The organism is Pseudomonas sp. NPDC047961, from assembly GCF_050272435.1.
Lineage (GTDB): Bacteria > Pseudomonadota > Gammaproteobacteria > Pseudomonadales > Pseudomonadaceae > Stutzerimonas.
On the sequence record NZ_JBNNMD010000003.1, the window covers coordinates 527,162 to 540,035 of the forward strand.

Genomic DNA, 12,874 nt, shown 5'->3' on the forward strand with positions numbered 1-12,874 from the left:
TTCCTTAGTTCAGCTGCGCAGAATCAGCGCAGCGTCTGTCTCGACTTTTTCCGCAGCCTTGCGACGAATCAGCTGCTCCAGTTCATCGACCAGATTGTCGTTGCTCAACTTCTGTGCCGGCTTGCCATCGATATAGATGAGGTTGTTCGGCGATCCGCCGGTAAGGCCGATGTGCGCCTCTTTCGCTTCCCCAGGACCGTTAACGACGCAGCCGATCACCGCGACGTCCATAGGCACAAGCAAATCATCAAGCCGGCCCTCAAGCTCGTTCATGGTCTTGACCACGTCGAAGTTCTGGCGCGAGCAACTCGGGCAGGCGATGAAATTGATCCCGCGTGAACGTAGACGAAGCGACTTGAGAATGTCGAAACCGACCTTGATTTCTTCTACCGGGTCGGCTGCCAGCGAAATACGGATGGTGTCGCCGATGCCTTCGGCGAGCAACATGCCCAAACCCACCGACGACTTCACCGTACCCGAACGCAAGCCACCGGCTTCGGTAATGCCCAAGTGCAAAGGCTGCTCGATTTTGTCAGCCAAGAGACGATAGGCAGCCACAGCCATGAACACGTCAGAGGCCTTAACGCTGACTTTGAAATCAGGGAAGTTCAGCCGGTCGAGATGCTCGACATGGCGCAACGCAGATTCCACGAGCGCTTCGGGTGTTGGTTCGCCGTACTTTTTCTGCAGATCCTTTTCCAACGAACCGGCATTGACGCCAATGCGGATCGGGATGCCGCGGTCCCGCGCAGCTTCGACGACGGCGCGGACACGGTCTTCGCGCCCGATGTTACCTGGGTTGATGCGCAGGCAATCGACACCAAGCTCGGCGACGCGTAGAGCAATCTGATAGTCGAAATGAATGTCTGCTACCAACGGCAAACTGACGCGCTGCTTGATCTTGCCGAACGCTTCGGCTGCTTCCATCGAAGGTACTGACACACGCACGATGTCAGCTCCGGCATTCCCTAGCCGCTCGATCTGGGCAACCGTGGCATCCACATCGCAGGTTTCGGTATTGGTCATGCTTTGTACGGCGATAGGCGCATCGCCGCCGACCGGTACGTTGCCTACCCAGATCTTTCGAGTAGGGCGACGCTTGATAGGGGACTCACTATGCATGATTACTGTCCGAGCTTTAGACGCGCAGTCTCGCCGCGCGTTTTGCCAGAAAGACTGACGGCTTCACCGTTGAAGCTGACCTGCACACCAGACGCGAAGCCCAGATGCAGATCTAGCGGGGTTTCACCGACCAGGGTGCGACTGCTGCCAGCCTTAGCCAGGCCGCTGTAGAGAACTTCGCCGTTCGCATCGGTAACCCGCGTCCAACAATCCGCCGTATAGTCCAAAGTCAGACGACCCTCCCCCGGTGCGACCGCCTCCACTTCGGCGACCTGGGCTGGCGTCGCATCGGCCTCCGCAGCGGCAGGCGCCTCACTGGACGGTGCAGTCTCGTCCTGTTGCATTGGCATTCCAGCTGCCGTTTCGACTGCCGGCTGCGCATCTGACTGCAACGTTTCGGTGCTGGCTACCTGGGCCTCGTCGCCGGTTTCCGATGGGATCGGGTTAACCGGCTCCTCGATTACAGGCTCAACAGGCTCCTCAGCTCGGTCGAGCAGATGAATCTCGGTGGTACCGTCTGCAGCCTCGACCTCAATTCGCTCAAGCGCGGAGACCGACGGGCCTGACTCGGTACGGGCCGAGCGATCCTGCCACCACAAGAATGCACCTACGCCGATTACTAGCGTCAGGATGAAGGTAAAGAAGCGCACCATGCTGCGCGATAGGCGCACGGGCTGATCGATGTGGCCGAGGCTATTGACGCTGCTGCCGGTTGCATCCGTACCGGTATGTTGGTCGAACTGCTGTACCAGACGATTCTGGTCCAGGCCCAGAAGCTTGGCGTAAGCACGAACGTAACCGCGGGCAAATGTGTGACCAGGCAGCTGACTGAAGTCACCCGCTTCGATCTGGGTGAGCGATCGTTCCGACAAATTAAGCTGCTTGGCTACCGAAGAGAGGGACCAGTTTTTGCCTTCGCGTGCGGCGCGTAACGTTTCGCCAGGGTTGGCCAAGGCCGTCGGGGCAGCGGCTTCAGAATGGGGCGCTATCATCGTTGCTCCGAAAGAAACTGTTGATATTCAGGCGTCCCCGGATACAGGCGCTTGAGCTGCAAACCCAGGCTTGCGGCCTGATCGCGGTCCTGATGGATTTTCGCCAAACGGATGCCCAGCAACAGACTGCGGGCATTCTGCTCAGAAAGACTGCTGAAACCGTCGTAGTAGCGTTTTGCAGGAACGTACTGCTTGTCTTCATACGCCATCATGGCCAGTTCGAGCAGTGCGCGTGGTTGCCGACTGTCGAGGCGCAGGGCGCGAGTGAAATAGGTTTCGGCCTGCTCTCGCTGACCCAGCATCAATGCGGTCATGCCCATGTTCTGAAAGACATGGGAGCGCCCAGAATAGAGATTATCTTCGGCTGCCTTTGCGAACCGTTCCATCGCCTCGGGGTAGCGCTTCTGCTCGAAAAGAAAGCTGCCGTAGTTATTGAGGATACGGGCGTCGCTGTGGCCAGACAGGGCCTTGCGGTAATGCTCGTCTGCCAACTGATTTTCCATCTCGTTTTGGAATACCAAGGCCAATGCCGCGTGGGCATCTGCACTGTTTGGATCCAACTCGAGCGCTTTGCGTAGCGGAGATTTGGCACGAGAAGCCTCGCCTTGCTGCAAATAGCCGATGCCAAGCTGAATATAGGCATCTCGCGCTTCGTCGCGACCTTCGGAGGTACGCATCGGATTTACCGACCCGGAAGATACGCAGCCAACCATTAGGCTGGCGAACACAAACAGCAGCGCGACGCGCAAGGTCATCAAAATCCCCCTCAGGAACGGTTCGTAGCAATGGGCGCCGTCACTGGCTCGGACTGCAGCTGGCGCACTGCGATGTAGCGCTCGCTTCGGCGTGTTCTATCCAACACCTGCCCGACTAGCTGGCCGCAGGCCGCATCGATATCCTCACCGCGAGTGGTACGCACCGTCACATTGTGCCCGGCTTTGTGCAGGATGTCCTGAAAACGACGGATCGCATTGTTGCTCGGCCGCTCATATCCGGAATGCGGAAAGGGGTTGAAGGGAATCAGGTTGATCTTGCAGGGAATTTTCGCCAGCAGGGCGATCATCTGCTCCGCATGTTCAGGCTGATCGTTGACGCCCTGCAGCATCGTGTATTCGATCGTTAGAACACGCTTTTCGCCGAGATTGGAAATATAGCGCTGACAAGCCGCGAGCAGCATCTCCAACGGGTATTTCTTGTTGATCGGGACCAACTGATCACGCAATTCATCATTCGGCGCGTGCAGTGACAGCGCCAGCGACACGTCGATGACCTTGGACAGTTCCTCGATCATCGGCACCACGCCTGATGTAGAAAGCGTCACCTTGCGCTTGGATATACCGTAGCCGAGGTCGTCCATCATGATTTGCATGGCGGCTACGACATTATCGAAGTTGAGCAAGGGCTCGCCCATGCCCATCATGACGACATTGGTGATGGCGCGATCAACCTTCGCCGGTATCGTGCCGAACGACTTGTTGGCAATCCACACCTGACCGATCACTTCGGCAGCGGTGAGGTTGCTATTGAAACCTTGCTTGCCCGTCGAGCAGAAACTGCAATCCAACGCGCAGCCAGCCTGGGAGGAAACGCAGAGCGTACCCCGTCCACCTTGGGGAATATAGACAGTTTCCACACAGCTACCCGAAGCCACCCGCACCACCCATTTACGGGTGCCGTCGGTGGAAATGTCTTCGCTTACAATTTCGGGGCCGCGGATCTCGGCAGTGGCCTTGAGCTTTTCGCGCAAGGCCTTGCCAATATTGCTCATGGCATCGAAGTCATCGACGCCAAAGTGGTGAATCCATTTCATGACCTGACCGGCACGAAAGCGCTTCTCCCCTATTGAATCGAAGAAGCTTTCCAGCTGAGGCTGGGTCAGCCCCAGCAGATTTACTTTACCGGTAATCGGAGTCATCTGGATTCACCTTCGCCTGATCAGCGAATGCGGGCACACACTTCGGTGGCAGAGAAGAAGTAGGCGATTTCGCGAGCGGCGGACGCCTCGGAGTCGGAACCATGAACAGCGTTCTCATCGATGGAGACGGCGAAATCGGCGCGGATAGTGCCAGGAGCTGCTTCCTTCGGGTTGGTAGCGCCCATCAGCTCACGGTTTTTGGCGATCGCGTCTTCACCTTCTAGAACCTGAACGATGACCGGACCAGAAACCATGAAAGCGACCAGATCTTTGAAGAAACCGCGCTCGCTGTGCTCGGCATAGAAACCGCCCGCTTCACGCTCGGACAATTGGACCATCTTCGAAGCGACGACGCGCAGACCAGCCTTCTCGAAACGAGAGGTGATTTCACCGATAACATTCTTGGCGACGGCGTCAGGCTTGATGATGGAGAAAGTGCGTTGCAGGGCCATTTGAAACTCCAGAAAACGATAGGTTAAAGCGAACGAGTAAACCCGCGAATTATACGCGGGTCACGACGAAAAATATAAGGGTAGCCTCAAGCCCGAACTTGACCACCATAAGCAGTCAGCGCCGGTTGACTCTGTAACAGCGCCCAGCGGGCGGCGTGCGATTAGGCTTCTTCGATCCAGGCCGCCTGTATGGCTTCCAGAACCTTCTCGCCGCCGCGCGTCGGATCGTCAGAAAAACCCGGTAGCTCGACAACCCAACGATGCAGCTCGACGAAATTCACGTAGCGGGGATCCACGTCAGGCTTGCGCTCAGCCAGCTCAATCGCGATATCCAATACGTCAGACCATTTAAGCGCCATGATTCACCTCGCCTTAATGACCTTCGGACACTTGATTGATGGTGTATTTCGGAATCTCGACCACCAGATCGATATCCGCGACAGCAGCCTGACAGGACAGCCTGGACGTAGGCTCGAGCCCCCACGCCTTGTCCAACATGTCATCTTCCAGCTCGTCGGAGGCTTCCAGAGAAGCAAAGCCCTCACGGATCACCACATGGCACGTCGTGCAGGCACAGGATTTTTCACAAGCATGCTCGATATCGATGCCATTTCGCAGCGCAGCGTCGAGCACCGTTTCACCGGGCTGAGCATCTACTACCGCCCCTTCCGGACAATGGTCGGCATGAGGCAGGAAAACAATCTGCGGCATCTGGTTCAATCCTCGATATCGTTAAGCCGCCGGCCGGCCAACGCGGCCTTGACGGTGGAATCTAGTCGGCGTGCTGCAAAAGCATCCGTAATCTGGCTAAGACGCTTGACCTGGCGTTCGATGGCGAGGCCATCCTGACTATCAAGAAGACCACGCAATTCGTGCACCTGCGACTTGATCGCCGCGCGCTCTTCATCATCTAGCAAACGCTCGCCATCAACCGCCAATGCCCCCTCAACCGCCTCAAGCAATCGCTGCGCATCGACCAACTGCTCACGAAGCGCTCGGGCCGTTTTGTCTTCACTGGCCTTATGAAACGAATCTTCCAACATGCGAGCAATCTCACCATCAGTCAGCCCATAAGACGGCCTCACCTGGATACTCGACTCGACACCGGACGCCAGCTCACGCGCCGATACACTGAGCAGGCCGTCCGCATCGACCTGGAAGGTGACACGTATCTTCGCCGCCCCGGCCACCATTGGCGGGATGCCCCGCAGCTCGAAGCGAGCCAAAGACCTGCAATCGGCAATGAGCTCACGCTCGCCTTGCAGCACATGAATCATCATGGCCGTTTGGCCGTCTTTGTACGTGGTGAACTCCTGTGCTCGGGCGACCGGAATGGTGGTATTGCGCGGAATGATTTTTTCCATCAGACCACCCATTGTTTCCAGCCCGAGCGACAGAGGGATCACATCCAGCAGCAACAACTCCTCTCCATCGCGATTGTTGCCGGCCAGCGTCTCAGCCTGAATTGCTGCACCGATCGCGACGACCTGATCGGGATCGATATCGGTCAGCGGATCCTGGCCAAACATCTCTCCAACCCGCTCACGAACCCGCGGCACACGAGTGGAGCCGCCTACCATGACCACCGCATGGACCTCTTCCAGCTCTACAGACGAATCACGCAGCGCGCGCCTGCACGACTTGAGACTGCGAGCGATCATCGGATCGATGAGTTCGTTGAACATGGCACGTGTCAGAACGCCCTGCCAACCGGCGTAGCGTACTTCGACAGCTTCGGTTTCGCTGAGCTGCTCCTTGGCATCACAGGCGATTTTCAGCACTTCACGCTGGGTGCCCGGATCGAGATCCTGTGAGGCACCAGCCTTAGCCAGAATCCAGCCGGCAACCGCATGATCGAAGTCATCCCCACCTAGCGCTGTATCGCCACCAGTAGCCAGTACCTCGAACACACCCTTGGTCAGACGTAGGATGGAAATATCGAAGGTGCCGCCCCCCAGGTCATAGATCGCCACGACCCCTTCAGCTTCGCGGTCCAGACCATAGGCAACGGCAGCGGCGGTAGGCTCGTTTAGCAGGCGCAGCACGTTGAGATTAGCGAGACGCGCAGCATCCTTGGTCGCTTGACGTTGCGCATCATCGAAATATGCCGGCACCGTGATCACCGCACCGACCAGCTCGCCCCCCAAGACTGCCTCCGCACGCTCACGCAACGCGCGAAGAATCTCCGCAGAGACCTCTACCGGACTTTTCGCGCCCTGCACCGTCTCGATGAAGGGCATCTGTGATTGCCCCTCACTGAATCGATACGGCAGCTGCCCACCCAGTTGCTTCACGTCACCAATACCGCGCCCCATCAAACGCTTGACGGACAGAATGGTATTCAACGGATCGCTGGCCGCAGCAGCTTTCGCCGCGCGCCCCACCTCAACCTGAGCGCTGTGATAACGCACAGCGGACGGCAGAATGACCTCTCCATCTGCATCGGCCAACGGCGCCGTAACGCCACTACGCAGGGCTGCAACGAGTGAATTGGTAGTGCCCAGATCTATGCCAACCGCCAGGCGACGCTGGTGAGGTTGCGGGCTTTGTCCGGGTTCAGCTATCTGAAGTAAGGCCATGTCTGTCTGATATCGGGCGCAGCGTCTGGCGCTACGCGGGGTTAATCGTCGAGGCGCTCTTCTAACTGGCGCACTTCCTGGGACAGCTTGTCGAGGAATTGCATGCGGCGCACCAGCCGTTCCGCCTCCTCGCGCTGCGACTCATCCCGCCAGATGCCGGCGAAAGAATCATTGAGATTTTGCTGAGCCACTTTGAGGCGAGCCTTGAAGGAAGCTACGCCTGCGATATCCGCATCGTTTTGCAACTCCTCGAGCTCTTCGCGCCACTGCATCTGCTGCATAAGGAAAGCAGGATCCTGAACGGTCGCCTCCAACGGCATCTCACGACCTTCGAGCGTCAGCAGGTAACGAGCCCGACGCGACGGGCTTTTCAAGGTCTGATAGGCCTCGTTCAGATTCGTCGAGCGCTCGATTGCGTAACGCTGCTCGGCCTCACCAGCATCAGCAAACCGGTCGGGATGAACCTTACGCGCCAGCTCGCGGTAACGAGACGACAGCATCCCCGGATCGATATCGAATGTCGGCTGCAGCTCGAACAGCGCGTAGTGACAGGGAGTTCCCACAGCGTCCTCAGATGTTGAAGCTTTCGCCGCAGCCGCATTCGCCACGCACGTTAGGGTTGTTGAACTTAAAGCCCTCGTTCAGCCCCTCGCGGACAAAGTCGAGCTCCGTCCCGTTGAGGTACACGAGGCTCTTCGGATCGATGATCACCTTCACGCCATGACTGTCGAAGACCGAGTCCTCTGTAGCTGCTTCGTCCACGAACTCGAGCACATAAGCCAGGCCGGAACAGCCCGTGGTCCGTACGCCCAACCGGACCCCAAGCCCCTTGCCGCGCCCTTCCAGAGAGCGGCGCACGTGATCGGCAGCGGCGGTTGTCATGCTGATAGCCATCGATACCCCCTTAGGCCTGCGGCAACCCTTTTTTCTCGCGGTAATCGCGAACGGCTGCCTTGATGGCATCCTCTGCCAATACCGAGCAATGGATTTTCACCGGCGGCAGTGCCAGCTCTTCAGCGAGCTGAGTGTTCTTGATGGTTTCCGCTTCTTCCAGCGTCTTGCCCTTCATCCACTCGGTAGCAAGGGAGCTGGAAGCAATGGCCGAACCGCAGCCATAGGTCTTGAACTTGGCATCTTCGATCACGCCTTGCTCGTTGACCTTGATCTGCAGTCGCATCACATCGCCGCAAGCCGGCGCGCCGACCATGCCGGTACCGATGGAAGGATCCTCAGCGTCGAACTTGCCGACGTTGCGGGGATTTTCGTAATGGTCAATGACCTTATCACTGTATGCCATGGTGCAATCCTCTTTGAATCAGGCTATGCGGAACTCGACGTCTCGAATCAGTGGGCAGCCCACTCGACCTGAGATATATCGACGCCATCCTTGAACATGTCCCACAAGGGTGAAAGCTCACGCAATTTCGTGACCGCCTCGCTGACCTTCTGCGCGGCGTAATCGACTTCCTCTTCGGTGGTGAAGCGACCGAAGGTAAAACGGATCGAGCTGTGTGCCAATTCGTCATTACGACCCAACGCGCGGAGCACGTAAGACGGCTCCAGCGAAGCAGAGGTACAGGCCGAACCAGAAGAAACCGCCAGGTCCTTGAGCGCCATGATCAGCGACTCGCCTTCAACGTAGTTGAAACTCAGGTTCAGGTTGTGCGGCACCCGCGCAGTCATACTGCCATTCACATAAAGCTCTTCTAGGTGCTCAACCTGCTTGAAGAAGCGGTCGCGCAGCTGAGTAATACGCTCGTTTTCTGCAGCCATTTCTTCTTTAGCAATGCGGAACGCCTCACCCATGCCCACTGACTGATGCGCTGCCAGCGTTCCCGAGCGCATGCCACGCTCATGTCCGCCGCCATGCATCTGCGCTTCAAGACGCACACGCGGCTTGCGCCGCACGTACAGGGCGCCGACCCCTTTGGGACCGTATGTCTTGTGAGCAGAGAAGGACATCAGATCGACCTTCATGTTCTCCAGATCGATCTCCACCTTCCCGGTCGACTGCGCGGCATCGACGTGGAACAGCACACCACGCGAACGGGTGAGCTCACCAATAGCCGCGATATCGTTGATCGTTCCGATTTCGTTGTTCACGTGCATGATGGACACCAGCACAGTGTCGTCGCGTAGCGCAGCTTCAACCATCGCCGGCGTGATCACACCATCTTCGCCAGGCTCGATGTAGGTTACTTCGAAGCCCTCGCGCTCGAGCTGGCGGGTTGTATCAAGAACGGCTTTATGCTCGATCTTGCTGGTAACAATGTGCTTGCCCTTGGACGCGTAGAAATGCGCCGCACCCTTTATAGCCAGGTTATCCGACTCGGTCGCACCAGAGGTCCACACGATTTCGCGAGGATCTGCATTGACCAGCTCGGCAACTTGACGGCGCGCATTCTCGACTGCTTCCTCGGCTTTCCAGCCGAAAGCGTGGGAGCGCGAAGCCGGGTTACCGAAGTTACCTTCAGCTGTCAGGCATTCAACCATCTTCTCGGCGACGCGAGGGTCAACCGGCGTGGTAGCGGAGTAGTCCAGGTAAATCGGCAACTTCATCAGGTATCTCCTATCAGGCTGTCGTCCTGCTCATTCAATGGCGGACGCTTCAATCTTATCCAGTTGCGGAGTCTGTCCATTGGCGCGGCGCATATCCTGACGCAGAGCCACTTCCTGAACCTCGCGGCGCATCACCAGATCCGCCAGACTGATGCCAGTCAGAAACTCATGGATCTGCTGACTCAAATCGCACCAGAGATGGTGGGTCAGACAGGTGTCTCCCGAATGACAGTCACCCAGCCCCTGGCAGCGTGTTGCATCTACCGACTCGTTGACCGCGTCGATGACTTGTGCGACCTGAATGCCCGCCATTTCACGCGAGAGCTGATAGCCACCACCTGGCCCGCGAACACTGGTCACCAGGCTGCCACGACGCAACTTGGCGAACAGCTGCTCGAGATAGGAAAGCGAGATGCCTTGCCGTTCGGAAATATCCGCAAGGGATACCGGCCCGTGTTGCGCATGCAGCGCAAGGTCGAGCATCGCAGTGACGGCGTAACGGCCTTTGGTAGTCAATCGCATCGGTTCGCACCAAGCATCATGGTTTGAGGCAAGTATGCAATACCCGACTATTTAGATCAACTATAAGCCCCATTAAATCACTCGGACTTTAGCCGCATGAGATGATTTCTACGGGGCGTAGACTCCACCGACTTGCCCGCAGACAGGAAATCATCATAACAGCACGCCCGCCCTACCGCACTTTCAGGAGCGGGGCTCTTCGCCCGCCCGCTTGACCTCAGCGAAATCCTCCTCACGCAGCTCGGGCATCTGCTTTGCACAATAATCGCTGCCAAGTGCGGTCAACGCCTTACACATACCGTCCATGCGCTCCTCGACTGCCTGAACATGATCGAGCAACTGGCCGATAGCGCGCGCCACCGGATCCGGCATATCCTCGGTCACACCGTATGCATCGAAACCGATCTTCTCTGCGATGGCCTTGCGCTTGGCCTCTTGCTCGTCATCGGACTTGGCAATAACCCGACCCGGAATACCGACTGCGGTGGCGCCGGCCGGAACCGCACGAGTCACTACCGCATTGGACCCAATCTTAGCGCCTGCACCCACCGTAAACGGGCCGAGAATTTTCGCACCTGCCCCAACGATTACCCCATCCTCAAGTGTTGGGTGACGCTTGCCCTTGCTCCAACTTGTACCGCCCAAGGTCACCCCATGGTAGAGCGTCACGTCATCGCCGATCTGCGCCGTCTCACCGATGACGATGCCCATCCCGTGATCGATAAAGAAACGGCGTCCTATCTGCGCGCCTGGATGGATTTCGATGCCCGTCAGCCAACGCGCCAGATTCGAATTCATCCGTGCCAGCCACTTGCAGTCGTGCACCCAAAGCCAGTGAGACACCCGATGAAACCAGACAGCGTGCAGACCCGGATAACAAGTGATGACCTCGAATGCGTTACGCGCTGCCGGATCGCGATGGAAAACGCTCTGGATATCTTCGCGCATGCCTTCGAACATCAATCACTTCTCCGCTTGTGGGGTTCGCCGCGGACGGCCTTCTGGGTTTCGGTAAGGATTCCGCGCAGAATATTCATCTCCAGCTTGCTTATACCGCTACGGCCGTAAAGCCTGCGCAGGCGAGGCATAAGATGCCGGGGCTTCTGGGGATCGAGGAAGCCAATTTCGACCAAGGTCTGCTCTAGATGACCGTAATAAAGCTCGAGCTCATCAGCGGTAACCGGCTGGGTATCAAGCATCGAGGTTGTTTCGAGTTTCTCCTGCTTGGTCGGCTGATCGTTCGCTGCCAGCCAGGCCATGCGCACTTCATAAGCGAGCACCTGCACCGCAGCAGCCAGGTTCAACGAACTGAAGTCAGGATCTGATGGGATATGCACATGGTACTGGCAACGCTGAAGCTCTTCGTTGGTAAGCCCGGCGTATTCCCGCCCAAACACCAACGCAACCTCACCGCCCCGCTCGACCTGCTCAAGACAGACCGTTCCGGTTTCGCGCGGATCCAGCAGCGGCCAGGGTATGCGGCGATCGCGTGCGCTGGTGCCCAGCACGAGACTGCAGCCCACCAACGCCTCCTCGAGCGTCGCAACGATCTCCGCGGAGTCAAGAATATCGGTTGCACCCGAGGCCCGAGCGACGGCGTTCGGGCTCGGAAAGTCCTCCGGATCCACCAGCACCAAGCGGGACAAACCCATATTTTTCATGGCACGGGCCGCACCCCCGATATTCCCGGCGTGACTGGTATTGACCAACACCACGCGAATGCTCTGTAGCGACACGGTTTTTTCTCTATCAGGAAGCAGACCGAAAGCTTACAGGAAGGATCCGCAGCTTCGCCATTAACCGTCTGAACGACCCCTTGCCGAGCAACACGCCGCATAGGTTTCTGATAGAATTGCCGGCTTTCTTTAAACGACCAGGTATTTGATCGATGCAGCCCATGCTGAATATCGCGCTGCGCGCCGCCCGTAGCGCTGGCGAAATGATTGTTCGCTCCACCGAGCGCCTGGACGTGATCTCGGTTAGCGAAAAGGACGCGCGCGATTACGTCTCGGAAATCGACCGCACAGCCGAACAACTGATCGTTGCTGCGCTGCGCAAAGCCTATCCAAACCATGGAATCCTTGGCGAGGAAGGCGGACAGCTGGAAGGCAGCGGGGACGGCAAAGATTACCTCTGGGTGATCGACCCGCTGGACGGCACCACCAACTTCCTGCGTGGCGTGCCTCACTACGCAGTCAGCATCGCTTGCAAATACCGTGGTCGCCTCGAACACGCCGTGGTGATCGATCCGGTTCGCCAGGAAGAATTCACTGCCAGCCGGGGCCGTGGTGCCGCACTCAACGGGCGCCGCCTGCGTGTCAGCGCTCGGAAAAGCCTGGAAGGTGCACTCCTTGGCACGGGATTCCCGTTCCGCGACAGCCAGCTGGACAACCTCGATAGCTATCTCAATATGTTCCGAAGCCTGGTAGGCCAAACCGCCGGGCTTCGCCGCGCCGGAGCGGCCAGTCTTGATCTGGCCTACGTCGCAGCCGGTCGCTATGACGCGTTCTGGGAGTTCGGCCTGTCCGAATGGGACATGGCCGCAGGCGCGCTATTGATTCAAGAAGCTGGCGGCTTGGTCAGCGATTTCAGCGGCAGCCATGAATATCTGGAGAAAGGCCAGATCGTCGCGGGCAACACTAAGTGCTTTAAGGCGGTGCTAACCGCCATCCAGCCTCATCTGACTCCAGCATTGAAGCGGTAACCACAATCCCCCAAAAAAAACGCCCTTCT

At 57.9% G+C, this 12,874-nt stretch carries 16 protein-coding genes; 1 reads left to right on the plus strand and 15 read right to left on the minus strand.

The features are described 5' to 3' along the window. Positions 1–9 precede the first annotated feature (9 nt). The 15 genes from ispG to trmJ form a co-directional block, all read right to left on the minus strand. A complete protein-coding gene (gene ispG, locus ACQKIK_RS13215; RefSeq protein ID WP_046162458.1) occupies positions 10–1,122 on the minus strand; it encodes a flavodoxin-dependent (E)-4-hydroxy-3-methylbut-2-enyl-diphosphate synthase in 1,113 nt (370 codons plus the stop codon). A gap of 2 nt (positions 1,123–1,124) precedes the next feature. Then, positions 1,125–2,114 carry a RodZ domain-containing protein gene (locus ACQKIK_RS13220; RefSeq protein ID WP_499136271.1) on the minus strand — a complete coding sequence of 330 codons (990 nt, stop codon included), beginning with the start codon at positions 2,112–2,114 and terminating at the stop codon, positions 1,125–1,127. Continuing rightward, positions 2,111–2,869: a type IV pilus biogenesis/stability protein PilW gene (pilW, locus tag ACQKIK_RS13225; RefSeq protein ID WP_499136272.1), complete on the minus strand. Its 759-nt coding sequence runs from the start codon at positions 2,867–2,869 to the stop codon at positions 2,111–2,113. Before pilW ends, ACQKIK_RS13220 begins: the two co-directional genes overlap by 4 nt. A gap of 11 nt (positions 2,870–2,880) precedes the next feature. Beyond that, the gene (gene rlmN, locus ACQKIK_RS13230; protein ID WP_499136273.1) at positions 2,881–4,029 is read right to left on the minus strand and encodes a dual-specificity RNA methyltransferase RlmN; all 1,149 of its coding nucleotides are present in this window, start codon (positions 4,027–4,029) and stop codon (positions 2,881–2,883) included. Between the two features lie 20 nt (positions 4,030–4,049). Then, positions 4,050–4,481 (minus strand): nucleoside-diphosphate kinase, encoded by a 432-nt coding sequence (ndk, locus tag ACQKIK_RS13235; protein WP_021209485.1) that lies wholly within the window; start codon positions 4,479–4,481, stop codon positions 4,050–4,052. 161 nt (positions 4,482–4,642) lie between these two features. Further along, the gene (gene iscX / locus ACQKIK_RS13240; RefSeq protein WP_045425251.1) at positions 4,643–4,840 is read right to left on the minus strand and encodes a Fe-S cluster assembly protein IscX; all 198 of its coding nucleotides are present in this window, start codon (positions 4,838–4,840) and stop codon (positions 4,643–4,645) included. A gap of 13 nt (positions 4,841–4,853) precedes the next feature. After that, positions 4,854–5,192, minus strand: a complete 339-nt coding sequence (fdx, locus tag ACQKIK_RS13245; RefSeq protein ID WP_045425250.1) for an ISC system 2Fe-2S type ferredoxin — start codon at positions 5,190–5,192, stop codon at positions 4,854–4,856. A gap of 5 nt (positions 5,193–5,197) precedes the next feature. Next, positions 5,198–7,060 carry a Fe-S protein assembly chaperone HscA gene (gene hscA, locus ACQKIK_RS13250; RefSeq protein WP_045425247.1) on the minus strand — a complete coding sequence of 621 codons (1,863 nt, stop codon included), beginning with the start codon at positions 7,058–7,060 and terminating at the stop codon, positions 5,198–5,200. A gap of 41 nt (positions 7,061–7,101) precedes the next feature. Beyond that, positions 7,102–7,623, minus strand: a complete 522-nt coding sequence (gene hscB, locus ACQKIK_RS13255) for a co-chaperone HscB (RefSeq protein ID WP_463309516.1) — start codon at positions 7,621–7,623, stop codon at positions 7,102–7,104. Between the two features lie 7 nt (positions 7,624–7,630). Continuing rightward, complete coding sequence (iscA, locus tag ACQKIK_RS13260) at positions 7,631–7,954, minus strand: iron-sulfur cluster assembly protein IscA (RefSeq protein ID WP_499136274.1); 324 nt, start codon at positions 7,952–7,954, stop codon at positions 7,631–7,633. A gap of 10 nt (positions 7,955–7,964) precedes the next feature. Then, on the minus strand, positions 7,965–8,357 hold the full coding sequence (gene iscU / locus ACQKIK_RS13265) for a Fe-S cluster assembly scaffold IscU (RefSeq protein ID WP_045425243.1): 393 nt from the start codon (positions 8,355–8,357) through the stop codon (positions 7,965–7,967). Positions 8,358–8,404: 47 nt separating this feature from the next. Beyond that, positions 8,405–9,619, minus strand: coding sequence for an IscS subfamily cysteine desulfurase (locus ACQKIK_RS13270; RefSeq protein WP_499136276.1), 1,215 nt, complete (start codon positions 9,617–9,619; stop codon positions 8,405–8,407). A 30-nt stretch (positions 9,620–9,649) separates the two neighbouring features. Then, complete coding sequence (gene iscR, locus ACQKIK_RS13275; RefSeq protein ID WP_102835904.1) at positions 9,650–10,141, minus strand: Fe-S cluster assembly transcriptional regulator IscR; 492 nt, start codon at positions 10,139–10,141, stop codon at positions 9,650–9,652. Positions 10,142–10,324: 183 nt separating this feature from the next. Then, positions 10,325–11,101 carry a serine O-acetyltransferase gene (gene cysE, locus ACQKIK_RS13280; protein WP_499136277.1) on the minus strand — a complete coding sequence of 259 codons (777 nt, stop codon included), beginning with the start codon at positions 11,099–11,101 and terminating at the stop codon, positions 10,325–10,327. Beyond that, positions 11,101–11,877: a tRNA (cytosine(32)/uridine(32)-2'-O)-methyltransferase TrmJ gene (gene trmJ, locus ACQKIK_RS13285; protein ID WP_045425235.1), complete on the minus strand. Its 777-nt coding sequence runs from the start codon at positions 11,875–11,877 to the stop codon at positions 11,101–11,103. Before trmJ ends, cysE begins: the two co-directional genes overlap by 1 nt. Before the next feature lie 152 nt (positions 11,878–12,029). Here trmJ and suhB point away from each other — a divergent pair, with 152 nt between their 5' ends. After that, positions 12,030–12,845 carry a type III secretion system regulator SuhB gene (gene suhB, locus ACQKIK_RS13290; protein WP_045425233.1) on the plus strand — a complete coding sequence of 272 codons (816 nt, stop codon included), beginning with the start codon at positions 12,030–12,032 and terminating at the stop codon, positions 12,843–12,845. Positions 12,846–12,874: the final 29 nt, after the last annotated feature.

What these genes read in the sequence shown, in the direction of transcription:
- pilW (WP_499136272.1), bottom strand. Translation starts at nt 2,869, where the DNA reads ATGACCTTGCGCGTCGCGCTGCTGTTTGTGTTCGCCAGCCTAATGGTT.
- fdx (WP_045425250.1), bottom strand. Translation starts at nt 5,192, where the DNA reads ATGCCGCAGATTGTTTTCCTGCCTCATGCCGACCATTGTCCGGAAGGG.
- iscR (WP_102835904.1), bottom strand. Translation starts at nt 10,141, where the DNA reads ATGCGATTGACTACCAAAGGCCGTTACGCCGTCACTGCGATGCTCGAC.
- ACQKIK_RS13220 (WP_499136271.1), bottom strand. Translation starts at nt 2,114, where the DNA reads ATGATAGCGCCCCATTCTGAAGCCGCTGCCCCGACGGCCTTGGCCAAC.
- hscA (WP_045425247.1), bottom strand. Translation starts at nt 7,060, where the DNA reads ATGGCCTTACTTCAGATAGCTGAACCCGGACAAAGCCCGCAACCTCAC.
- iscU (WP_045425243.1), bottom strand. Translation starts at nt 8,357, where the DNA reads ATGGCATACAGTGATAAGGTCATTGACCATTACGAAAATCCCCGCAAC.
- ispG (WP_046162458.1), bottom strand. Translation starts at nt 1,122, where the DNA reads ATGCATAGTGAGTCCCCTATCAAGCGTCGCCCTACTCGAAAGATCTGG.
- cysE (WP_499136277.1), bottom strand. Translation starts at nt 11,101, where the DNA reads ATGTTCGAAGGCATGCGCGAAGATATCCAGAGCGTTTTCCATCGCGAT.
- ndk (WP_021209485.1), bottom strand. Translation starts at nt 4,481, where the DNA reads ATGGCCCTGCAACGCACTTTCTCCATCATCAAGCCTGACGCCGTCGCC.
- rlmN (WP_499136273.1), bottom strand. Translation starts at nt 4,029, where the DNA reads ATGACTCCGATTACCGGTAAAGTAAATCTGCTGGGGCTGACCCAGCCT.
- iscX (WP_045425251.1), bottom strand. Translation starts at nt 4,840, where the DNA reads ATGGCGCTTAAATGGTCTGACGTATTGGATATCGCGATTGAGCTGGCT.
- suhB (WP_045425233.1), top strand. Translation starts at nt 12,030, where the DNA reads ATGCAGCCCATGCTGAATATCGCGCTGCGCGCCGCCCGTAGCGCTGGC.
- ACQKIK_RS13270 (WP_499136276.1), bottom strand. Translation starts at nt 9,619, where the DNA reads ATGAAGTTGCCGATTTACCTGGACTACTCCGCTACCACGCCGGTTGAC.
- iscA (WP_499136274.1), bottom strand. Translation starts at nt 7,954, where the DNA reads ATGGCTATCAGCATGACAACCGCCGCTGCCGATCACGTGCGCCGCTCT.